The 21,432-nt window shown below is 68.2% G+C and carries 19 protein-coding genes; 7 read left to right on the forward strand and 12 right to left on the reverse strand.

The genetic code is table 11. The features are described from left to right. The 4 genes from ACLB90_RS01110 to ACLB90_RS01125 are packed head-to-tail and all read left to right on the forward strand — an operon-like array spanning position 1 to position 3,924. Positions 1 to 2,184, forward strand: coding sequence for a hypothetical protein (locus ACLB90_RS01110; protein WP_411851233.1), 2,184 nt, complete (start codon positions 1 to 3; stop codon positions 2,182 to 2,184). Further along, a complete protein-coding gene (locus tag ACLB90_RS01115; RefSeq protein ID WP_411851234.1) occupies positions 2,177 to 2,635 on the forward strand; it encodes a hypothetical protein in 459 nt (152 codons plus the stop codon). The genes ACLB90_RS01110 and ACLB90_RS01115 overlap by 8 nt, the downstream gene beginning before the upstream one ends. Positions 2,636 to 2,651: 16 nt before the next feature. Next, entirely contained in the window at positions 2,652 to 3,269 is a 618-nt protein-coding gene (locus ACLB90_RS01120) for a hypothetical protein (RefSeq protein WP_411851235.1), read from the forward strand. Further along, entirely contained in the window at positions 3,193 to 3,924 is a 732-nt protein-coding gene (locus tag ACLB90_RS01125; protein WP_411851236.1) for a M949_RS01915 family surface polysaccharide biosynthesis protein, read from the forward strand. Before ACLB90_RS01120 ends, ACLB90_RS01125 begins: the two co-directional genes overlap by 77 nt. Positions 3,925 to 3,945: 21 nt before the next feature. Here ACLB90_RS01125 and ACLB90_RS01130 read toward each other — a convergent pair whose 3' ends face one another. After that, entirely contained in the window at positions 3,946 to 4,440 is a 495-nt protein-coding gene (locus ACLB90_RS01130) for a DUF1543 domain-containing protein (protein ID WP_411851237.1), read from the reverse strand. A 161-nt stretch (positions 4,441 to 4,601) separates the two neighbouring features. Here ACLB90_RS01130 and ACLB90_RS01135 point away from each other — a divergent pair, with 161 nt between their 5' ends. Next, positions 4,602 to 4,910: a hypothetical protein gene (locus tag ACLB90_RS01135; RefSeq protein WP_411851238.1), complete on the forward strand. Its 309-nt coding sequence runs from the start codon at positions 4,602 to 4,604 to the stop codon at positions 4,908 to 4,910. Between the two features lie 18 nt (positions 4,911 to 4,928). Here the strand turns inward: ACLB90_RS01135 and dld are convergent, their stop codons facing one another. The 7 genes from dld to ACLB90_RS01170 form a co-directional block, all read right to left on the reverse strand. Then, entirely contained in the window at positions 4,929 to 6,647 is a 1,719-nt protein-coding gene (dld, locus tag ACLB90_RS01140; protein ID WP_411851239.1) for a D-lactate dehydrogenase, read from the reverse strand. After that, complete coding sequence (lldD, locus tag ACLB90_RS01145; protein WP_411851240.1) at positions 6,644 to 7,804, reverse strand: FMN-dependent L-lactate dehydrogenase LldD; 1,161 nt, start codon at positions 7,802 to 7,804, stop codon at positions 6,644 to 6,646. The genes dld and lldD overlap by 4 nt, the downstream gene beginning before the upstream one ends. Positions 7,805 to 7,807: 3 nt before the next feature. After that, the gene (lldR, locus tag ACLB90_RS01150; protein WP_411852668.1) at positions 7,808 to 8,572 is read right to left on the reverse strand and encodes a transcriptional regulator LldR; all 765 of its coding nucleotides are present in this window, start codon (positions 8,570 to 8,572) and stop codon (positions 7,808 to 7,810) included. 67 nt (positions 8,573 to 8,639) lie between these two features. Next, entirely contained in the window at positions 8,640 to 10,298 is a 1,659-nt protein-coding gene (lldP, locus tag ACLB90_RS01155) for an L-lactate permease (RefSeq protein WP_411851241.1), read from the reverse strand. A 196-nt stretch (positions 10,299 to 10,494) separates the two neighbouring features. Beyond that, positions 10,495 to 10,929: a VOC family protein gene (locus tag ACLB90_RS01160; RefSeq protein WP_411851242.1), complete on the reverse strand. Its 435-nt coding sequence runs from the start codon at positions 10,927 to 10,929 to the stop codon at positions 10,495 to 10,497. Continuing rightward, on the reverse strand, positions 10,926 to 11,384 hold the full coding sequence (locus tag ACLB90_RS01165) for an MgtC/SapB family protein (RefSeq protein ID WP_411852669.1): 459 nt from the start codon (positions 11,382 to 11,384) through the stop codon (positions 10,926 to 10,928). Before ACLB90_RS01165 ends, ACLB90_RS01160 begins: the two co-directional genes overlap by 4 nt. Positions 11,385 to 11,485: 101 nt before the next feature. Beyond that, a complete protein-coding gene (locus ACLB90_RS01170) occupies positions 11,486 to 12,244 on the reverse strand; it encodes an SDR family NAD(P)-dependent oxidoreductase (RefSeq protein ID WP_411851243.1) in 759 nt (252 codons plus the stop codon). A gap of 209 nt (positions 12,245 to 12,453) precedes the next feature. Between ACLB90_RS01170 and ACLB90_RS01175 the strand changes: the two genes are divergently transcribed. Continuing rightward, positions 12,454 to 13,548: an alkene reductase gene (locus ACLB90_RS01175; RefSeq protein ID WP_411851244.1), complete on the forward strand. Its 1,095-nt coding sequence runs from the start codon at positions 12,454 to 12,456 to the stop codon at positions 13,546 to 13,548. A 106-nt stretch (positions 13,549 to 13,654) separates the two neighbouring features. Here the strand turns inward: ACLB90_RS01175 and ACLB90_RS01180 are convergent, their stop codons facing one another. The 3 genes from ACLB90_RS01180 to ACLB90_RS01190 form a co-directional block, all read right to left on the reverse strand. After that, positions 13,655 to 15,550: a CocE/NonD family hydrolase gene (locus tag ACLB90_RS01180; RefSeq protein ID WP_411851245.1), complete on the reverse strand. Its 1,896-nt coding sequence runs from the start codon at positions 15,548 to 15,550 to the stop codon at positions 13,655 to 13,657. Between the two features lie 102 nt (positions 15,551 to 15,652). After that, entirely contained in the window at positions 15,653 to 16,060 is a 408-nt protein-coding gene (locus ACLB90_RS01185; RefSeq protein ID WP_411851246.1) for a DUF4440 domain-containing protein, read from the reverse strand. Then, entirely contained in the window at positions 16,053 to 17,444 is a 1,392-nt protein-coding gene (locus ACLB90_RS01190; protein WP_411851247.1) for an MFS transporter, read from the reverse strand. Before ACLB90_RS01190 ends, ACLB90_RS01185 begins: the two co-directional genes overlap by 8 nt. Before the next feature lie 76 nt (positions 17,445 to 17,520). On the opposite strand from ACLB90_RS01190, the gene ACLB90_RS01195 reads away from it, so the two are divergent. After that, positions 17,521 to 18,417, forward strand: a complete 897-nt coding sequence (locus ACLB90_RS01195) for a LysR family transcriptional regulator (protein WP_411851248.1) — start codon at positions 17,521 to 17,523, stop codon at positions 18,415 to 18,417. Positions 18,418 to 18,456: 39 nt separating this feature from the next. Here ACLB90_RS01195 and ACLB90_RS01200 read toward each other — a convergent pair whose 3' ends face one another. Then, positions 18,457 to 21,285 (reverse strand): beta-glucosidase family protein, encoded by a 2,829-nt coding sequence (locus ACLB90_RS01200; protein ID WP_411851249.1) that lies wholly within the window; start codon positions 21,283 to 21,285, stop codon positions 18,457 to 18,459. Positions 21,286 to 21,432 lie beyond the last annotated feature (147 nt).

The following is a 21,432-nucleotide window of genomic DNA, read 5'->3' on the forward strand; positions in this document are numbered from 1 at the left end:
ATGATCATCAGTCCCCCGTTCCTTCCGCGTGCCAACGCGCAGACCGAAGACGCCTATCTCGACGCAGCCATGCCCGAGCACGCGCATGGACGCTATCCACTCAGCCACAAGCTGGCCTGGCATGGTGGCCTGCACCTGACCGCCCCCGCGCGCGGCAACGGTCGCGAGCCGGTGCGCTGTATTGCCGACGGCACCGTCGTGCATGTCCAGGCCGCCACCGCACGCCCTGCCGATGCAGCTGCCGTGGACGCCCACGCACTGGGCTACAACGGCTGGACGGACAACGGCTGTGTGGTGATCCGGCACGACACGGAGATCGGCGCCACTGCCCAGGGCGCAGGCGTGCAGGTGCGCTTCTACTCGATCTACATGCACCTGGGGGAGATCCGCAACACCGTCAGCGCCGGCCAAGCCATCCTGCGCAAGGCCGAACTCGGCACGGCAGGCAGCTTCGAAGGCACGGCCAACAGCCTGCATTTCGAAATCATCTGCGACGACGACAACCTTGAGCGCCTGATCGGGCGCCGATCCGGCCAACTGAACACCGGCGCGAATGGGCGCACGTCGAGCATCTTCGGCGAGATGTTTTTCCACATTCCGGCCGGCACCCAGGTGTACGCCGCCCGCCCCGGCTACACCGCCGCCGCCGGCACAGGGGGCGCGGCACTGGCCGAGGAGCTGTTTGTGGGCATCGCCTACACCCGTGGCGACGCTGTGGTGACCAGCTATCGCGCCGACGGCACCACGCTGGCGGCCATCCCTGCCGAAACGGACGCGGCATACGGCCTGTACCGGGAATCCGGGCGGGTGGTCCAGGCATACCGTACCGCGCGTGCGCCGGTGGTGCCGTGCCAGAGTGCGGTGTATGAACTGCTGCGCTACGGTCGCATCGTCGGCCCGGATGCGCTCACCCCCGCCACGGTCCCCCACTGGCGGCAGATCGCCACTCCGACGGGACGGGGCTGGGTCAACCTCAATGCCACCAACGTCCACATGTTCAGCGATGCCGATGCGCCGCACTGGGCCGGATGGGACATCGTCGAAGACACCGTCGGTGGCGACAGCCGCTGCGATGTCGCCACGCTGCGCACCCTGCTGGATACCAATGGGGATGGCATCAATACCGAAGCCGAAGCGCAGGCGCGCCTGGCCGACCCGGCCGTGCGCGCCAAGCTCAAGCGCATGATCTGCAAGTTCCCCACCGAATGGCACCGCGGCAACGTCGCCAGCCGGTGGCAATGGCTCACCCGCGAGGGACCCAACGGGCCGGCGCAGGCGAACAGTCTGTCCAGTGGCACCTATCTGAATGCCAGCAGCTTCCCCGCTTTCCAACGCTACGCCGAGGCACTGTGTTTCTGGGAAGCGGCCAACACCGGCCTGCCCGAGGCCCACTGGCACTTCAATCCCAAGGAATTCATCCGGCTGTTCCGCCGCTGCGGGTGGCTCAGCCAACCCGAACTGGCGAAGATCTATCCCAACAGGGCGATGTACACCGATCTCGGCCAGGATCCCGATGCGGTGAAGGAGCGCTACCGTCTCAGCATCAACCGCGTGCTTCGGAAGTACCTGCTCAATACGCCGCTGCGGATGTCGCATTTCTTTGGACAGGCGGCACAGGAATCCTATTTCTTCATGGTCGTGCGGGAAGCGGCCGTCGGCATGGCCGCGGCGTTCAACGGCAACCACATATCGATCCAAAGCGAAGCCAACGGTTACCTGCAGATCACGCCCGCCAACCAGCAGCAGCTCCGTTACTTTGCCGTCCCCGGGCAAAGGGGCTATTACGAAGGCCGGACGGGACTGGGAAACACCGATGCCGGCGATGGCATCAAATACCGTGGTCGCGGCATGAAACAGCTGACCGGCCGCTACAACTATTCCGAGTATTGGGTGTTCCGTGGCTGGTTGGACCGCAGCACCTTCCACGCGCAGTGGTTCAACAACGGCACCCCGGGCCCGGTCATCAACAACCCGCAGATCGCCGCTGAAGACCCCTACAATGCCGTGGACACCGCAGCTTTCTACTGCGCGAAAACCAACATCCATCGCGCCGCCGATGGCGGTGCGACGGCGCAGGCGTCCAACGCGGTCAGCGCGCTGGTCAACCCCGGCGAGCGGCCGCCTGCGGCGCGACGTTCGAACGAAACGCTGTCTTCCTATCGGGTACTTGGCGATGATGCGTAAGAAGTATTTTTCGTGGGCACTGCTCGCACTGGTCACCAGCACCACTGCCGCGTGCGCACAGACGCCCGCCGGTGCCATCCGGATCAAGGGCGACCATTTCGTCTACCCGACGCAGCAGGCCGAAGCGAGCATCAAGCTGGGGCCGTCCCTGGAGGCCTGGAACGTCAGCTGCGACAAGCGCCACGCACTGGTATGGGGCGGCGCATGGGACCAGATCAAGCCGGGCGACGCACCCTACTCCAACCTCTATCTGCTTGACCTCGACAAGGGCGCGATCGTTGCCCATCTCAGTGTCAGCAGTGGCCCCTACGAGACGGCATTCAGCCAGGACCAGACCCTGGTCCGCATTGACGACCGGATTCTGCGCCAGGCCGACGGCACCGAGGTCGATCCTCCGCCGGCGTTCCACCCGGAAACCTGCGCGCCATTCGCCGGCAAGAGCAGCGAGTGAGATGTCTCCCGGTCGGGTGGCACTGCTTCTCTTGGCAGGCGCGTCCGGCAGCGTGGGCGCCGATGTCGCCGCAGCGCCCGATGCTGCCCACTACACGCGGGTGCGTAACGTTGCCCTGGGCGCGGGGCAGCCCGACACGCTGTGCGAGAACATCCTGGTGAAGCGTCGAACGGTGGGCGTGCATTGCCACTCCGCCAGCGCCTCGCTGCTGCAGGCACTTGGGGTATCGGTCTCCTCGACTGACACCGGCGGTGCGGCAGCAGGGCGCCGGGTGGATTTCGCCACCGGCATGGCCCAGTACACCGGTACGCCGCGCACGTTGCACGGCCGCGATGGATTCATCGCCGAGGTCGACTGCGACCCCGGCAATGGCCCGGTCTACCGGGCCACGGCAACCTGCCTGGCCACGGTGTCGTTCGACGGCGCCGCCCGCTTTCACTACGCACAGCTCACGCTGCGCGACCACACCACCGGCACCCAGGTGCTGACCACCGATGCGGCGCTGGCCATCATCGACGCCTTGGAACAAGGCGAAACACCGGATCAATGGACTGACCATGAGACTGCGTACCCCCCTGCTGCCGGCCCTTGCCTGCGTTGCGCTGCTGGCCGCCTGCAACGACCGGCCGGTTGACGGTGCCGCACCGGCATCGCCCCCGGCTGCGCAGACCGCCACGCCGGCAGCGCCCGCCGCGACCACGCTGGTCCATCTCGCCGAGATCGACGCCGCCACGCTGCAGGCGCTGGGCGTGAGCGCCCCGCTGAAGACCGTGCACTTCCGCGACAGGGACGGCGAAGGCCTGCTGGTGCTGGACCGGGTCGACAGCCAGGCGCCCGATGCCGACAGCGGCGAGGCGATGGACGTGGCGCTGCTGACCGCCACGCTCTACCGGCGTGCCGACACCGCCACGCCGTTCGTTGAGCGCTGGCGCAGCGAACACCGCACCGAGTGCCAGGGTCTGGACCTGGAAGCCGCCTATTTCCTCGACAACGCCGAGGCCACCGACCTCGACGGCGACGGTGTGGCCGAACTGACCCTGCCCAGCCACGCCTTCTGCGGCGGCGGTGTGGACCCGCAGCAGATCGTGATCGAGCTGCGGCGCGGCGATGATCGCTACCGGGTGGAGGGCGAGTCGCTGGTGGTCATCGATGGCGAAGCGCCGTTTGGCGGTGAACGTGCCGACAGCCCGTCCTACGCCGCCGCCCCGGCGGTGTTCCGCCAGCACCTGGATACGGTCTGGCAGGCGGTGCACACCCTGCCCGGCCGCGAATCGGACGGCGGGCCGTAGCCCGTACCGCGCTCTGCGGCGTCAGCCGATCACGATGTAGTCGCTGACCAGCGCGGTGCCCTTGTGCGGACCCGGTGCCAGGTGGACGTAGCGCCCACCGATCTGGTCGATGGCGATGCAGTCGTCCACGTCCAGCACCGCGTCGGTGTGCGGCTTGAACCAGGCCGCATCGCGCAGCGCCTTGGCCTTCTGACGTGCCTGCGCGGCATCGGTGGCCACCAGCAGCCGGTAGTCGTGTGCCTCGCCCAGCGAGCGTGCGACGTAGCCGCCGAGATTGATGAAGAACAGCCGCGGCGCGTCCGCTGCCGGTGCCGCCTCGACAAAGGTCACCTTGTAGCCGTCGACGCCGTCCACCGCGAGCCAGCCATCGATGTGCAGACCTTTGGCTGCGCCGAACCAGTCCTGGCGCAGCTGCGGGTAGGCGTCTTCGATGCGCGCAACGTTGGCGAAGGCCACGTCGTGGACCTCGATGCGGGCGCGGTCATGGCGGCCGCCCAGCATGAATACATGCAACATGTCCGATCTGCTCCTGCGTCCCACCCGCGCGGCGGGCGGCCATTGTACCCGCGCTGTGGGCCCGCCCCCGCGCGGCGCGTCATCGTGTCGCGCCTGCCCACGACACGAAACTCGCGACGGCAGTGGTATCGTCGGCGCCCGAACCTGCAGGAGCCACCCCCATGCCATCCCTCGCCCGTCGCGCCGCCCTTCCGCTGCTTGCGCTGTGCAGCGCCGCGGCACTGAGCGCCTGCGTCAGCTCCCCCGGCCCGGCCATCACCGGTCCCGGCCTCTGCGATGCCAGTGGCCTGGGCTGGTCGGTCGGTCACGTCGCCGATGAAGCCACCATGCGCCGCCTGCTGCTTGAGAGCGGCGCCGGCCTGATCAATCCGATCGGCCCGGCCACCATCACCTCCAAGGACCTGCGCAAGGACCGCCTGCGGGTGTTCATCGACAAGGACAACATCATCACTGCAGCACGCTGCGAGTGATGCGCCCGCTGCGGGCGCTCAGTGGCGCCCGCAGTCGTGCGCGCCCCAGTGCGCCCCGCGCGGGGTCTGGCCAATGCCGGGGTTGAAGGCGTTGCTGGGGTCCAGCGTGCGGTAGAACGCCGCCAGTGGTGGTTTGGCCGGATAGAGGTGGCCCACATTGTGCTCGGCCGGATACTCGGCCCCGCGCTGGTCCAGCAGCGCCCACATCGCATGTTCGATCGCCAGCGGATTTTCGCCCTTGCGCACGATGTAGTCCTGGTGGAATACATGGCACAGGAAGTGCCCGTAGTAGAGCTTGCCGGCCAGGCGTGCATCGAGGTCCGGCGGCAGCTGCTCCACCCAGTGGCGATCGTCGCGACGCAGCGCAACGTCCAGGGCCACGATGTCCTCGACGTCACGCCGGTGGACCTCGCGGTACCGCACGGCGGCGCCCGCCACGGCGAAGCGATGCAGGAAGGCCTTGCGCCCCTCCTCGGCCGTGCACTGGAAGAAATCGCCCTCCCCGTTCGCGAAGTGGTCGCGCAGGAAGGTGCCGGTCGCCGCGGCATCCGCCGCCGACACCTTGAGCAGCAGATGGTGCTCGTAGCGCGCACGGAACTGCCCCATGCGCGCCGGCAGGTGGCCAGGCAGGCAGCGCATAACCAGCTGGATCGCGCGGTCGGTGACGCCGCGCAGGCCCAAGCTTTCGAACCAGCCATCGATGCGGCTCTTCAACGCGAACGCGGCGGGCACCCGCCCCGTGCCGAAGCGGTCGATCAGCAGGAAGGTGTCCTTGCCGTAGCGCTCGCCGATGTCGTACGCCTCGCGATGCAGGTACTCGCCGGAGATGGGCAGGCGCTCGAACGCGGTCAACAGGTGGCGGCGGATCGTGGTGAGATCCTCCATCGCATTGCTGCCGATGTAGAACACCTCGCCCGCCTCGCGCGCGAAGGTGTCCAGGCGCACCGCGAAGACCGCCAGCTTGCCGGCCGAGCCGGACGCTTCGTAGTGACGCGAGGGATCGGCGTTGTAGCGCGCGGGGGTGGCCGCATCGACCTGACGGACCTGCTCGGCGTAGCGCGGGTCCGATGCGGCGCGGTCGCCACCGTTGTCGACGTCACCCGGTGTGTAGTCACCGCGCTGCAGGCGCTGCAGGATCTGTTCGGGGCTGTCCCCCAGCGCGATGCCAAGATGGTTGACCAGGTGCAGTTGCCCGTCCGCATCGACCTGGGCGAACAGCGCCATCTCGGTGTAGGCCGGTCCGCGGCGGACCAGCGAGCCGCCGGAGTTGTTGCAGACGCCGCCCAGTACCGACGCCCCGATGCACGATGACCCGATCACCGAGTGCGGTTCGCGGTCCAGCGGCGCCAGCGCCTGTTCCAGCCGATCCAGCGTGGCACCGGGCAGGCAGACCACCTGGCGCCCGTCGTTGAGCAGCTGGATGCCGGTGAGCCGCAGCGTGTTGACGATCACCACCGGGCGGTCGTAGTCCGCGCCATCGGGCGTGGAGCCGCCGGTAAGGCCGGTGTTGGCCGCCTGCATGATGACGATGGCGTGGGCCGCCACGATTGCCTGCAGGGCGCGCCATTGTTCGAGCAGCGTGCCGGGGCGCACCACCGCCAGCACCGGCCCGTCGCCGAAGCGGTAGCCCTTGCGGAAGCGCCGGGTCGGCTTGTCGCCGGACAGCACGTGCGCATCGCCGACGATGCCGCGCAGCTGCGCCAGCAGCGCCGCCGTGTTCCCGGGCGCGCCGCTCACGGGGCGACCGCGAGGTGACGGGTGGCGTCCACCAGCGAATCGCGACTGATGTCGGCGATGGTTCTGGCGCCGGTCAGCGTCATCGCCACGCGCATTTCCTTGGCGACCAGGTCCAGCAGGTTGGCCACGCCGGCCTCGCCGTGCGCCGCCAACGCGTACACGAACGCGCGGCCGAGCAGCACGCTGTCCGCGCCCAACGCGAGCATGCGGACCACATCCAGGCCGTTGCGGATGCCCGAATCGGCCAGGATCTTCAGCTCGCCCTTGACCGCGTCGGCGATGGCCGGCAACGCCCGTGCGGTGGACAGCACACCATCCAGCTGGCGTCCGCCGTGGTTGGAGACCACGATGCCGTCGGCACCGAAGCGCACCGCGTCACGGGCGTCCTCTGCATCGAGGATGCCCTTGATCACCATCGGGCCGGTCCAGAACTCACGGATCCATTCCAGGTCCTTCCAGGAAATGGAGGGATCGAAATTGTTGGCCAGCCAGCCGATGTAGTCGGCCAGGCCGGTGGGATGGCCGCGGTAGGTGGAAATGTTGCCCAGATCATGGGGGCGGCCAAGCAGGCCCACATCCCATGCCCATCGCGGATGGGTGGCGGCCTGCAGCATGCGCCGTGCCGGCGCATTGGGGCCACTCATGCCCGAGTGAGCATCGCGGTAACGCGCGCCGGGCGTCGGCATGTCCACCGTGAATACCAGCGTGGTCACGCCTGCGGCCTTGGCCCGCTCCAGCGCGTTGCGCATGAAGCCGCGGTCCTTGAGCACGTAGAGCTGGAACCACATGGGCCGGTCGATGGCCGGCGCCACCTCTTCGATCGGGCACACCGACACCGTGGACAGGGTGAACGGAATGCCGCGGCTGGCCGCCGCCTTCGCCGCCTGCACCTCGCCGCGGCGTGCGTACATGCCGGTCAGGCCGACCGGGGCCAGCGCCACCGGCATCGCCAGCCGCTCGCCGAACAACTCGGTCTCCAGGCTCAGCTCGGCCATGTTGCGCAGCACGCGCTGGCGCAGGGCCACGTCGGCCAGGTCGGCGACATTGCGTTTGAGGGTGTGCTCGGCATACGCGCCGCCATCGATGTAGTGGAACAGGAACGGCGGCAGCCGCCGCTGGGCGGCCGCGCGGTAATCGGTGGAGGCGGAGATGATCATGGGTCAACCGTGGGAAGAAGGAAGCCGCGATGCGCGTGCGCGCCGGGCTTCGTTGTCGTCGAGCGTGCGCAGCGAGGTGTGCACGAATTCCAGGTGTGCGTGCGCGGCGGCGCGCGCGCGTTCGGGATCGCCGGAGAGCACGCCATCCATCATTTCGCGGTGCTGGACCGACAACGGCTCGAACGTGCGTGGCGAGGTGTAGAGCTTTTCGCGACTCTGCGAGATGTTGGTCTGCAGCAGTTCGAACAGGCCGCGCATGACCTGCAGCAGCACCAGGTTGTGCGAGGCCTCGGCGATGGCCAGGTGGAAGGCGGCATCGGCACGCGCCTCGCCGGCGGGATCATCCTTGCCGTGCGCGTCCATCATGGTGTCGAACGCCTGGCGGATCTTCGCGCGGTCCGCATCGGTGGCGCGCAGGGCCGCATGCCATGCCGTGGCACCTTCCAGTGCGTGGCGGATCTCCAGCACGTCGAAGCGGTACTCCGGGTCGCCCTGGAACAGCGGCAGGTAGGGCATCAGCGGTTCGTCGATGGCCTGCCGCGCCCGCGCGGCCGGTTCGGCCACGAAGGTGCCGCCGCCCACGCGCGCGGTCAGCAGCCCCTGGCTGGACAACTGTGCGATGGCTTCGCGCAGTGCGGTACGCGACACCCCCAACTGCACCGACAGCGGCCGCTCGGCGGGCAACCGGTCACCGGGCTGCAGGTTCTGGGCATGGATCAGCGCGCGCAGCTGCGCGGCCACCTTGTCGGACAGGCGTTCGTTCTTCATGGCGCCATTGTCGCCCGCGTGGCGGGCAATGGGGTCGATGCCGGTGGCCGGTGCCGCGCGCATGGGATCAGGGAATCATCCAGGTCAGCCAGTAGGCCTGCAGCGTGGTGATGATGCCCACCATCACCGTGAAGATCAGACTGTGCTTGACGGTGAAGCGGAACAGGTCCGACTCCTTGCCGGCCAGGCCGACCGCCGCGCAGGCGATGGCGATCGATTGCGGGGAGATCATCTTGCCGGTCACCCCGCCGGTGGTGTTGGCCGCCACCAGCAGCACCTCGGGCACCCCGATCTGCTGCGCCGTGGTTGCCTGCAGGGCCGAGAACAGCGCGTTGGACGAGGTGTCCGAACCGGTCAGGAACACGCCCAGCCAGCCCAGGAACGGCGAGAAGAAGGTGAACGCCTTGCCGGTGTGCGCCAGCGCCAGGGCCAGCGTTGCCGACAGCCCCGAGTAGTTGGCGATGAAGGCGAAGGCCAGCACCATGCCGATGGAGTAGATCGGCACCTTCAGGTCATTGGCGGTCTCGACGAAGGTGCGCAGGGCCGCGGCCGGACGCATCTTCAGCAGCACGATGGCCAGCACCGCGCCGAGCATGATCGCCGTGCCCGTGGCCGACACCGCATCGAACGTGTAGACCGCATCGTAGGCGGTGGGGGCCGGCACGATCGGCGGCATCTTCTGTACCAGTTGATCCAGCGATGGCACCGGCAGCTTGATCACCCAGTGTTTCAGCGCCCCACCGGCGGCGAACAGCGCCTTGAACGGCTTGATGCTCCACACCGTCACCATCGCGGTCAGGATCAGGAACGGCGACCATGCCTTCAGGATCTGCCCACGGCTGTACTGCGGCGCTTCCAGTGCCTGGGCGGCGGCCTGCGCGCTGGTCTCGGTGTCGAAGCGGAAAATGCGTACCGGCGTCCAGCGGCGCAGGAACAGGGTCAGGCACACCAGCGAGGCCAGCGACGCGGTGATGTCCGGCAGTTCCGGGCCGATGAAGTTGGAGGTCAGGTACTGGGCGATGGCGAAGGAGCCACCGGCCACCAGCACCGCCGGCCAGGTTTCCTTCACCCCGCGCCAGCCGTCCATGATCGCCATGATCCAGAACAGCACGATGATGGTCAGGAACGGCAGCTGGCGCCCGGCCATCTGGCCGATCTCGAACGCATCCAGGCCGGTCACCTGCCCCGCCACGATGATCGGAATGCCCATCGCGCCGAACGCCACCGGCGCGGTGTTGACGATCAGGCACAGCCCGGCCGCATACAGCGGCTTGAAGCCGAGCCCGACCAGCAGTGCGGCGGTGATCGCCACCGGCGCGCCGAAGCCGGCCGCGCCTTCCAGGAAGGCACCGAAGGCGAAGCCGACCATCAGCATCTGCAGCCGCTGGTCTTCGGTGACCGACAGGATCGAGGCGCGGATGATGTCGAACTGCCCGGTCTTGACCGAGACCTTGTACAGGAACACCGCGCCCAGGATGATCCAGGCGATGGGCCACAGCCCGTAGATGAACCCGTAGGCGCCGGCGGCGACGGCCTGCTGCAGCGGCATCCGGTAGAACAGCAGTGCCACCGCCAGCGCGATCGCCACGGTCAGGGTGCCGGCCAACCAGCCTTTCATGCGCAGCACGGCCAGGGCAACGAAGAAGAAGGCGATCGGCAGCAGCGCGATCAGACTGGACAGCCAGAGGTTGCCAGCGGGGTCATACAGTTGTTGCCAGGCCTGCATCGACGGATCTCATCAAGAACGGACAGGGGTCCGCGCGATCACCACCGCGCGAGCCGGGGAATCCGCGAGCCGCCTCTGCACATAGTGGTATTACCATTATGTAGAGACATGCCCGGGAGTGTCCGCATTGAAGCGTCAAATGCGCGACGAGCCTATTAGACCATAGGTCTACGTCACCGTATTGGTCATACCATTGTCAGCGACCGCACTCGCTGGCCGGGCCTTTCAGCTCGACCCCATTGCCGTCGGGGTCATGCACGTAGAGCGACGGCCCGTCACCTTCGGCACCGAAGTTGCTTTCCGCCGGACCATCCACCGTCACGTCATGCATCTGCAGGTGCGCGCGCAGGTTGGCCTCGTTGAACGGGTCCACGCGCAGGCACAGGTGGTCGACATTGCGCCCCTGCGCGCCTGCGGCGGGTCCACCGGGCTTGCCGAGCACGCCATCGATGCTGACCAGGTCGATCATCGATGCCCCGGCACGCAGATGCACCATGCCCAGCGAGGGGCGCTCGCGCGCCACCGTGCAGCCCAGCACGTCGCGATAGAAAAGCACCGCGCGTGGCAGGTCGGAAACGCGCAGCACCACGTGGTCGATGCGTTGGATCTCGAACGGACGTTCGCTGCTCATGACGGCTCCAGTTTTTTGGCGATCCGGCGAAACACCGCAAGCACGATCAGGCATAGCAGGGTCACGCCAACGGCGATCACGTATTCGCCAATGCCCACCGCGATGCCAATCGCGGCGGCCATGATCAGCGAACTGGCGGTGGTCAGCCCGCTGACCTGGTCCTCGTGCGAACCGCGCAGGATGGTGCCGGCCGCGACGAAGCCGACGCAGGCCACCACCGCTTCGATCAGACGCACCGGATCAACCTGCAGCAGGTCGCGGTAGCGCTCCTGCTGGAAATGCTCGGCGATGCTGTCGCCGAGGCCGACGATCAACGCCGCCGCACCGGCGATCAGCATGTGCGTGCGCAGCCCGGCCGCATGCCGGCCCATCTCGCGCTCGATGCCGATCAGCCCGCCGAAGACCATCGCCGCGGCGATGCGCAGCAGGATGGAGAGGTCTTGTTCCAGTCCGATCATTGAGGTTGCCTGCAACGGAATACCGCGAGCGTTGCAGACAGTGACGTCTGGGGACTGTGAAACCGGCGGAACGCCCGGCGGGTGTGCCGCCGATGCGGTTACTGGGCCAGGTAACCGCCATCAATGGCGTAGTAGGTACCGGTGGCAAACGAAGCGTCGTCGCTGGCCAGCCAGGCCACCAGCGCCGCCACTTCGTCCGCCGTGCCCAGCCGGCCCAGCGCGTGCTTGGCCTCCAGCGCCTTGCGCGCCGCCGGGTCCATCGCGTCCAGCAGCGGGGTGGCGATGAAACCGGGACCGACCGCATTGACCCGGATGCGGTCACCCGCATGTTCCCAGGCTGCGGTCTGGGTCAGGCCGACCACGCCATGCTTGGCCGCGACGTAAGCCGCCGCGTTGTTGAAACCGACCTGCCCCAGGATCGAGGCCATGTTGATGATGCTGCCGCCCTTCCCCGCCGCGCGCATCGCCTGGATCTGCGCCCGCTGGCACAGGAACACGCTGGTGAGATTGACGTCGATGACGCGCTTCCAGCCGTCCACGGGATAGTCGCCACTGCTTGCCGAGGGACCACCGATGCCGGCGTTGTTGACCGCGATGTCCAGCTCACCCAGCGACGCCACGGTGCGTTGCACCGCCGCCTCCACAGCCGCTTCATCGGTCACGTCCAGTGCGATCCCGATCGTGTTGACGCCCTTGCTGCGCAGCGCTTCGGCGGTCTTTTCCACCGCATCGGCCTTCAGGTCCCAGATCGCCACCGCCGCACCGGAAGCAGCCAGCAGTTCGGCCGCGGCCAGGCCGATGCCGGAGACGCCACCGGTCACGATGGCCACCTTGCCCTTGAGCTGATAATTGATCATCACGTTGTACCTCGGGTTGGAAAACAGCGGCAGGCCGTGCCTGCATGACATCCACCCTACGCCCCGGCTGCGTTACAGAACGTGCACGCAGGCACCCGCAACAATGCTTCCCATCGCTGCAACGCACTGCCCCCTATGCTGGCGGTCGTACGTCCACATCTCGTCTGTCCACGCTGCTTGATGGCAGCGCCCTCCCCCAAGGCATGCACATGACTTCTTCCACCGACGCCCCCCTGTTCACCGCCACCCGGCTCGGCGCGATCGAGGTGCGCAACCGCATCGCGATGGCTCCGTTGACGCGCAACCGCGCCATCGAGGGCCGCGTGCCCAATCCGCTGGCCATCGAGTACTACCAGCAGCGCGCCAGCTCGGGCCTGATCATTGCCGAGGCCACCCAGATCAGCCCGATGGGCCAGGGCTACCTGGACACACCCGGCATCTACAGCCAGGCGCAGATCGATGCCTGGCGCAGCGTGACCGCCGCCGTGCATGCGCGCGGTGGCCGGATCGTGCTGCAGCTCTGGCACGTCGGCCGCATCTCGCACACCAGCCTGCTGCCGGATGGCCAGGCGCCGGTGGCTCCCAGCGCGCTCACCGCCAAGGCCAAGACGTTTACCGCCAAGGGCTTTGAGGATGTGTCGGCACCGCGTGCTCTGGCGCTCGATGAAATTCCCGGCATCATCCAGGACTACCGCCAGGCGGCGCGCAATGCGATCACCGCCGGTTTCGATGGCGTGGAAGTGCATGCGGCCAACGGTTACCTGATCGACCAGTTCCTGCGCGATGGCAGCAACCAGCGCACCGACGCCTACGGCGGCAGCATCGAGAACCGCACCCGCCTGCTGGAGGAAGTGGTGCGCGCGGTGGCTGCCGAGATCGGCGCCGACCGTACCGGCGTACGCCTGTCGCCGGTCACCCCGGCCAACGACGCACATGACAGCCAGCCGCAGCCGCTGTTCGAACGTGCGGTGGAACGCCTGGACGCGATCGGTGGACTGGCTTTCATCCATGTCATCGAAGGCGCCACCGGCGGTCCGCGCGACAATATCGCCTTCGACTACGCGACGCTGCGTGCGAAGTTCCGCGGCCCGTGGATCGCCAACAACGGCTACACCAAGGACACCGCGTCGGCGGCGATCGCGTCCGGTTACGCCGACATGATCGCCTTCGGCCGTGCGTACATCGCCAACCCGGATCTGGTCGAGCGTCTGCGCCTGGGCGTGGCCCTGTCCGACCTGGACCCGAACACGCTGTACGGCGGCGGCTCGCACGGTTACACCGACTACCCGAGCGTGTCCGGCTGATGCGCGGCGCGCGTGCGCCTGCCGGGACTGCCGCCGGCACTGGCCCCACGCGCGCGACCGGTCATTCGTCACGGCCAGCCGGACTGGCTGGCCGTGACGCGTGTGCTCAATACACCGGCAGCGAGATGAAGCTGGCCTGCTGCGGCGCGTGCCAGATCTGCTGGGTCGCCTTCTGGTAGTCGCCCGGCTTGGCCAGGTAGATGTTCGGCACGAAGGTCTGCGGATTGCGGTCGTACAGCGGGAACAGGCTGGACTGCACCTGCACCATCACCCGGTGGCCCGGCTGGAACACGTGGTTGGCGGTCGGCAGGCCGAACCGGTAATCGAGCACCTGGTTGGCGGCGATCGCCTGGGGCGCGCTGAAGCTCTCGCGGTAGCGGCCGCGGAAGATCGCCATCGACACCGCCAGTTCATAGCCGCCCATTTCCGGCGTGGACGGGGTCTGGTCGGGATACACGTCGATCAGCTTCACCACCCAGTCGCTGTCGCTGCCACTGGTGGCTGCCTGCAGGTTCACCTGCGGCGCGCCGCCAATGCGCAGGGGTTCGGTCAACGGCTCGCTGATGAAGGTCAGCACGTCGGGACGGCCATCAACGAACCGCTGATCCTTGACCAGCCAGCTGGTCCACATGTCGCGGTCGGCAAAACGCACCGGGCGCGGCACGAAGGGCACCGGTTTGGCGGGGTCGGACACGTAGGCTTCGTACGTCGCCTCGCCCGGCTGCGGCGCCTCGAAGGACAGCTTGCCGCCTGCACGCAGGTACAGCGGTTTGCTCTGCGCGGCGGTGCGCGGCCACTGCTGCAGGCGGTCCCAGTGGTTTTCGCCGGTGTTGTAGATCAGCACCGGTGGCGTATCGGCCTTGGCCGCACCATCCACCAGGTACTGGTCGAAGAACGGTTTGAGCACGTCGCGGCGGAACTGCAGCGCGGTGTCACCGTCGAACTTCAGCGCACCCAGCGACGCGCCGTCGTAGTTCACCTGGCTGTGCCGCCACGGCCCCATCACCAGGTAGTTGAGCGTGTTGCCGGTGTCGCGCGGCTCCATCGCCGCATAGCTGTGCACCGCGCCCCACATGTCTTCCTGGTCCCACAAGCCCTGCAGCCACATGGTGGGGACCTTCAACGGCGTCTTCGCCATGCGCGCGTCCAGCGCCTGCTCCTGCCAGAACGCATCGTAGGCCGGGTGCTCGATCAGCTTGTGCCACCACGGCAGCTGATCCAGCCCGTTGGCCGTGGCGTAGTCGCCGGCCGAGCCGGCACGCAGGAACGTGGTGTAGTCGTCGTAGCCGACGCTGGGAATCGCCGGCCCCTTGCCACGCTTGGCCAGCTGGCCGGTGAAGTAGCCGAAATTGACCTGGCGGAAGGCGCCGTAGTTGAGCCAGTCGTCGCCCATCCAGCCGTCGATCATCGGGCTTTGCGGCGCGGCCACCTTCAGCGCCGGATGCGGGTCGGTCAAGGCCATCACCACGGTGAACCCTTCATAGGACGAGCCCAGCATGCCGACCTTGCCGTTGCTTTCCGGGACGTGCTTGACCAGCCAGTCGATGGTGTCCCACGCGTCGGTGGCATGGTCCACCCGGGTCGGGTTGAGCGGCCCACGCAGCGGCCGCGTCATCACGTAATCGCCCTCGGAACCGTACTTGCCGCGGATGTCCTGGAACACCCGGATATAGCCGCCATCGACGAACACCTCGTCGCCCTGCGGCAGGATGTCGCGCATGTGCGGGGAGTCGATCCGCTTGGCACGGTTGGCGGCGTCATACGGCGTGCGCGTCAGCAGGATGGGCGCGTTGTGTGCGCCCTTGGGCACCACGATCACGGTGTACAGCTTCGTGCCGTCACGCATTGGCACCATCACCACGCGCTTGTCGTAGTCATCGTGGGCCGTCGGCGTCACGAACCCCTTGGCCGGGATATCCGGGGTCATCGGCGAGGTCTGCGCCGACACACTGGCCGCAACCAGAACACTCAACAGCACGACAGGCACGACACGGACACGCATGGGCTCTCTCCCGGCAGGTTGGCGACGAACCTTCGCAGCCTAGCGCCGCTCTGCCCGCCCGGGTAGGTGCCGAAGGGCGTCCGGCATGGCCACGGGCCGCATTCAGCCACCAACCGACGTTTCGTGCAAAGCCTGCCAGCGCAGCGCGCCGCCGGTATCGGCACGCAACACGGCCAGTGCTTCGCGCCGCGTACTGCCCTGCGCGTCGGCCTGGTCTTCCCGATAGCGCACCGCGCAGGCGTTGCCCGGCAGCGGCAGGAAGGCAAGATCGTCCACGGCGATGCGCAGACCGACGCGGCCGCCGTGCGCGGCGGCAAAGAAGCGGGCCAGCGTCGGCTTGTCCAGGCGCACACCGCCGATGCCGACCATGCTGAAGTCATCGGTGAAGCGTGCCAGCAGGGCCTCCAGCGCGTCGGCCGGCAGGCGGGCGTTGAACCAGTCCTCGATCAGCACGTGCAGCGCGCGCACCTCGTCGAACGCGGCCAGGGAGGAAGGGGGGATGTCATTCATGGGATGTCACTCGTGGAGAAAGAGAGGCGGCCGGCAGCCGCCACAGGGGCAGCAGCGGCAGCAGGGTCATGCCGCTGGCCAGCAGCAGGGTGACGGGGAAGGCGCGCCCGGGCAGCACCGCAGACAGCGCGCCGAGCACGCAGGCCAGCAGCGCCGCGCCCAGGCAGAAACTGAGTTGGCGGTTGAGATTCCACAAGGCACTGGCCGGCAGCAGCGCGTCGCCGTGCAGGGACTGGAAGGCCAGCGTCTGCGCACTGCTGCTGCACAGGCTGCCGCCAAGCCCCATCAAGGCGAACGCGAGCACGGGCAGCATCGGCTGCCGCGCCTGCACGGCCAGCAGCAGCACGATTCCCACGGCCTGCAGAAGCATGCCCGCGCTGAGCAGCGCGCGTGCGCCCCACCGCGCCAGCCCGTACCGGGTGATGGCGATGGCGCATGCCGAGGCCATCGCCCACGGCAGCATGAAGCCGCCGATGGCCACGGCACTGTAGCCCTGGCGACTCAGCAGCAGCGTGGTGACCAGTTGGGTGCCGATGAACGTGCCTGGGACCAGCAGGTACACCAGCATGGCCAGCCGCAGCGGCACGTGGCGCAGCAGCGACCACTGCAGCACCGGATGCCGGCTGCGGGCGGTGGTGCGGGCATGGCAGGCCAGCACCACGGCGGCGGCCGCCAGCACGCCGACCCCCAGCCCGCGCTGGCGCGACTCGGCCAGCAGGCTCAGCGCCACCAGCAGCAGGCTCACCCCGAGCGAGCCCAGCAGCAGCCCACGCCAGTCCAGCGGCGGTGCCGGCGCAGGCGATGGGCGTACCAGCCAGGCGCCGGCCAGGACCAGGGTGAGCAGCGCCAACGGCACGCTGACCAGCAGCACCGCGCGCCACGATCCCCACCCCACCAGCCAACCGCCCAAGGTCGGCGACAGCGCCGGCACCAGCAGGGCCACCGCCATGATCCGCGCGGTCAGGCGACCGCGTTCCGCCGCCGGGCAGTGCCGGTACGCCATCGCCTGCCCGACCGGGATCAACAGCCCGCCCCCCAGCCCCTGCAGCAGCCGCCAGCCGATCAGCGCTTCAATGGTGGGAGCCGTGCCTGCCAGGGTCGCCCCGAGCGCGAACACGCCCAGCGACAGGCACAGCACGCGACGCTCACCCAACCGCGCCGCCAGCCAGCTGCCCAGCGGAATCACCACTGCCAGCCCCAGCATGTACGCATTGCCGATCCATGCCAGCTGGGTCACCGAGGCGTGCAGGTCCACCGCCAGCGCCGGATAGGCGACGGTGCCGATGAACATGTTGACCAGGTCCAATGAGAAACCCAGCAGATACAGCAGTTCCACCCTGGCCCGATACGCCATCACGCACTCCCGGAAACGAGGCGGCAGCATGCGCGTTCAACGGCGCTGGATAAACCGAACATCCGATGCAAGACTGTCAAACCATTTTTGACAGAGGCCACGCGCAATGGTCAGCCTGGATCGCTTCGATACCTTCAAGGCCGTGGTCGATGCAGGCAGCCTGACCGCAGCGGCGCAACGGCTGGGCCAGAGCAAGGCGGTGGTGAGCTTCAACCTGAAACGGCTGGAGCAGGAACTGGGCGTGACCCTGCTGGTACGCAACACGCGCAGCCTGGCGCTGACCGAAGCGGGCGAGCGCTTCCATCAGCATTGCATCGCCATGCTCGCTGCCGCCGAACTGGCCATCGAGGAAGCCCGCAGCGAACAGCAGCAGCTGCGTGGCACGCTGCGCCTGACCACCACGCCCGAATACGCGATCGCCAAGGTGGTGCCGCTGCTGGAGCGCTTCCGTGCCCTGCACCCACAGCTGCGCCTGCACCTGTCGACCTCGCCGGCGCATGCCGACCTGATTCCGGAACGGTTCGACCTGGCGATCCGGCTGGGGCGCATGGCCGATTCCCGGCTGCGCGCCACCCTGCTCGACGAGCATGCGTTGTGTGCGGTGGCCGCGCCGTCGGTGCTGTCATCGCTGCCGGACGAGGCCGCGCGCGACGATCCGGACTGGGTGCGGACGCTGCCGCGGCTGGGCTATCCGCGCCTGGCGGACCTGCCGCTGATCGCCCCCGATGGCAGCGACCAGATCTTTGCCTGCAACCCCGTCGATGCGGTGGTAACGGTGGACAACGCGTCCACGCTGCGCGCCTTCGCGCTGGCCGGGGCCGGGGCGACGGTGCTGCCAAGGTGGTTGATCGACGACGATCTTGCGTGCGGGCGGCTGCTGCCGATCCTGCGCAGGCACCGCTTCCCGCGCCAGGGCGTCTATGCGGTGTTCCCGGACACTGCCCAGCCCTCGCGGCGGGTGCAGCTGCTGCTGGCGCACCTGCGCCAGCACCTGCCGGAGTGAGCGGCAGGCACGACGTTGCGTCGTGCCTGCCGGTGTTCCTCAACGTACGACGGTTGCGTCCAGCGCCACGTCCACGTGCTGCACCGGATCGGTGGCCGAACGTGCCACCTGCACCTGGTAGCGCCCGGCGGCGATCTTCCACTGCTTGTCGGTGGTATCGAAGCTGGCCAGGGTCTTCGGCTCGGCCTCGATACGGATGCGGCGGCTCTCACCCGGCTGCAGCATCACCTTCTGGAAGCCGATCAGGCGGATCGGCGTGACGCTGCCTTCGGGCAGGGTGAGATACAGCTGCGCCACGTCCGCGCCGGCCACCTTGCCGGTGTTGCGGACATCCACGGTAGCCACCAGACGCTGGCCTTCCACGGTCACGGCCAGGTTGTCGTAGCCGAACTGCGTGTAGGACAGGCCGTGGCCGAACGCGAACTGCGGCACCAGGCCCTTGGCGGCGAACCACTTGTAGCCGACGTTGGCACCTTCGATGTCGTAGTCGATGGTGTCGTCGGGCTTCTGCTTGGGCGTGAAGCCGAGGCCGTTCACGTGCGGACGCGGCAACTGGCTGGCATCCACCGGCCAGGTCACCGGCAGGCGGCCGGACGGATTGACCTTGCCGGTCAGCAGTGCGGCGATGCCTTCACCGCCACGGATGCCCGGGTACCAGGCCTGCAGAACCGACGGCACCTGCTGCAGCCACGGCAGCTCGACCGGGCCATTGGTTTCCAGCACTACCACGGTCTTCGGGTTGGCCTTGGCCACGCCGGCAATCAGCGCGTCCTGGTTGTCCGGCAGCTGCATGTGCGGCAGATCGACCGACTCGGCCGACCACTGCGTGGCGAACACGATGGCGACGTCGGCAGCGGCGGCAGCGCGCGCGGCAGCAGCCACGTCACGCCCGTCGACATAGCTGATCTGCGCATCCGGACGCTCTGCACGCAGCGCCTCCAGCGGCGAGGACGGGTGGAAGATCACCGGGCCCGGCCAGGTGGTCGGCAGCACGCCCGGCACCGCGTTGGTGCCACGCGCGGTCCAGCCGACCATCGACGAACCGCCGCCCCCGATCACGCCCTTGTCGGCATGGCCACCGATGATCACGATGCGCTGCACGTCTTTGCCCAGCGGCAGCAGGTCGCCGGCGTTGCGCAGCAGCACGCTGCCCTCTTCCACGGTGCGCTGCGCGGCCAGGAAGCCGGCCTCGTCGTCGATCGGCTGGTGCTGCGGCGGCAGGTCGAAATTGCCGTGCGCGAACATGGTGCGCAGGATGCGGGCGACCATGTCGTCCAGGCGCGCCTGCGGCACGACGCCACCGGCCACGGCCAGGCGCAGCGGTTCATCGAAATACACGGCCTTGTCGAACACTTCGCCGGCCGACTGCTGGTCCAGGCCGGCCAGCGCCGCCTTGGAACCGCTGTGCACGCCGCCCCAGTCGGACATCACGAAACCGGGGAACTTCCATTCCTGCTTGAGCACCTGGTTCATCAGGTAGTCGTGTTCGCAGCCGTAAGTGCCGTTGATGCGGTTGTACGAGCACATCACCGAACCGGGCTTGCCCGCGTCCAGTGCGATTTCGAAGGCCAGCAGGTCCGACTCGCGCATCGCCTGCTCGCCGATCTCGGCGCTGTGGAAATTGCGCGAGGTTTCCATGTCGTTGAGCGCGAAGTGCTTCATCGTGGAGATGACATGCTGGCTCTGCACGCCACGGATCGACTCGCCCACCAGGCGGCCGGCCAGCAGCGGATCTTCGCCGGCGTACTCGAAGTTGCGGCCATTGCGCGGATCGCGCTGCAGGTTGACGCTGCCGGCCAGCAGGATGTTGAAGCGCTGCTGCCAGGCCTCGCGGCCCATCGTGGCACCACCGGCGAAGGCGATCTGCGGGTTCCAGCTCGAGGCGGTGGACGGACCGGACGGCATGGCGGTGGCATGGTCGCCCTTGCGCAGGCCGCCGGGGTTGGTCACGCCGACGCCGGCATCGGCCGACTGCTGCGCCGGGATGCCCAGGCGCGGAACGCCCGGCACGAAGCCGGCCGAGCCGACCGCGCCTTCCGGCAGCGGGCCACCATCCTTGCCCAGCCCGAAGTAGCTGTGCAGCATCTGGAACTTCTCGTCGACGGTCATCTGCGCAACCAGCAGCGCCGCGCGCGCGTCGGCGCTCAGGCCAGTGTCCATCCACGGCTGCGCGCCGCCGACCGGAGCGGCATAGCCCAGGGTCAGCAGCGTGCCGGCAACGCCCTGCTTGCCGGTATCGGTACGCAGCTTCACCGACGTGCTGGTGGCCGATTCGAAGCCCTGGCTGAAGTAGGAGCCGGTGGCGGCCGAGTCGAAGCCGGCGGCCGTGGCGCCTTCCGCATCGACAGCGCCCAGCAGCACGGCCGGCGCGCCCAGGCGCGTGGCATCCACCAGACCCTTGACCGGGGCTGCGTCGTTCGCTGCCGCCCCGCTGCGGGTGTAGAGCGCGACCACGTGCGCGCCATCGTTCAGGCGCAGATAGTTGAGGCCACCGGACGCGCTGTCCAGTTCGGCTTCCACCGGCAGGCGCGAGATCACGATGCTGCCACGACGTTCGGCAGCGTCGGCCGTGGACGTCACGAAGCGGTACGAGTAACCCAACCGGTCAGCCAGTACCTGCAGCGGGTCGGCGGCCGGTGCGGCATCGGCGGGGCGCACCACGTTGCCGATGGTCAGCGCGTCCACCTGCAGAGCCTGCAGCTGGTCGGCGAGCACCGTGGCATCGATGCGCTCGGGCGTCTGTTCCAGGCTCAGCACGGTGAAGGCATCGCGCGTGGCGACGGCCTTGGGCGACGCGGCCAGGGCCGGGACGGACAGCGAGAGTGCGATGGCGGCCGTCAGGGCCAGGGGCTTTGAAATCGTTTTCATGAGCGGGCGAAACACCTTTGCTTGCGCAATAAATCCAGGGAGTCTTGCCGCAGAAGGGTGCAGCGCCATACCGGCGGGCCGCGAGCCGCAAGGGCCCGGACCAGGGTGATCCAGGTCAGTGACGGCTACGCCCGGGCCCCTCCGCCC

Origin of the sequence: Stenotrophomonas sp. LGBM10 (genome assembly GCF_046736075.1) — a bacterium.
Classification (GTDB): domain Bacteria; phylum Pseudomonadota; class Gammaproteobacteria; order Xanthomonadales; family Xanthomonadaceae; genus Stenotrophomonas.

Bases quoted from the DNA above. Each gene is read 5' to 3' on its own strand.
- ACLB90_RS01125 (WP_411851236.1), top strand. From the start codon at position 3,193: ATGAGACTGCGTACCCCCCTGCTGCCGGCCCTTGCCTGCGTTGCGCTG.
- ACLB90_RS01195 (WP_411851248.1), top strand. From the start codon at position 17,521: ATGGTCAGCCTGGATCGCTTCGATACCTTCAAGGCCGTGGTCGATGCA.
- ACLB90_RS01130 (WP_411851237.1), bottom strand. From the start codon at position 4,440: ATGTTGCATGTATTCATGCTGGGCGGCCGCCATGACCGCGCCCGCATC.
- lldR (WP_411852668.1), bottom strand. From the start codon at position 8,572: ATGAAGAACGAACGCCTGTCCGACAAGGTGGCCGCGCAGCTGCGCGCG.
- lldD (WP_411851240.1), bottom strand. From the start codon at position 7,804: ATGATCATCTCCGCCTCCACCGATTACCGCGCGGCCGCCCAGCGGCGG.
- ACLB90_RS01170 (WP_411851243.1), bottom strand. From the start codon at position 12,244: ATGATCAATTATCAGCTCAAGGGCAAGGTGGCCATCGTGACCGGTGGC.
- ACLB90_RS01160 (WP_411851242.1), bottom strand. From the start codon at position 10,929: ATGAGCAGCGAACGTCCGTTCGAGATCCAACGCATCGACCACGTGGTG.
- ACLB90_RS01185 (WP_411851246.1), bottom strand. From the start codon at position 16,060: ATGAATGACATCCCCCCTTCCTCCCTGGCCGCGTTCGACGAGGTGCGC.
- ACLB90_RS01135 (WP_411851238.1), top strand. From the start codon at position 4,602: ATGCCATCCCTCGCCCGTCGCGCCGCCCTTCCGCTGCTTGCGCTGTGC.
- lldP (WP_411851241.1), bottom strand. From the start codon at position 10,298: ATGCAGGCCTGGCAACAACTGTATGACCCCGCTGGCAACCTCTGGCTG.
- ACLB90_RS01200 (WP_411851249.1), bottom strand. From the start codon at position 21,285: ATGAAAACGATTTCAAAGCCCCTGGCCCTGACGGCCGCCATCGCACTC.
- ACLB90_RS01110 (WP_411851233.1), top strand. From the start codon at position 1: ATGATCATCAGTCCCCCGTTCCTTCCGCGTGCCAACGCGCAGACCGAA.
- ACLB90_RS01175 (WP_411851244.1), top strand. From the start codon at position 12,454: ATGACTTCTTCCACCGACGCCCCCCTGTTCACCGCCACCCGGCTCGGC.
- ACLB90_RS01190 (WP_411851247.1), bottom strand. From the start codon at position 17,444: ATGCTGCCGCCTCGTTTCCGGGAGTGCGTGATGGCGTATCGGGCCAGG.
- ACLB90_RS01115 (WP_411851234.1), top strand. From the start codon at position 2,177: ATGCGTAAGAAGTATTTTTCGTGGGCACTGCTCGCACTGGTCACCAGC.
- ACLB90_RS01180 (WP_411851245.1), bottom strand. From the start codon at position 15,550: ATGCGTGTCCGTGTCGTGCCTGTCGTGCTGTTGAGTGTTCTGGTTGCG.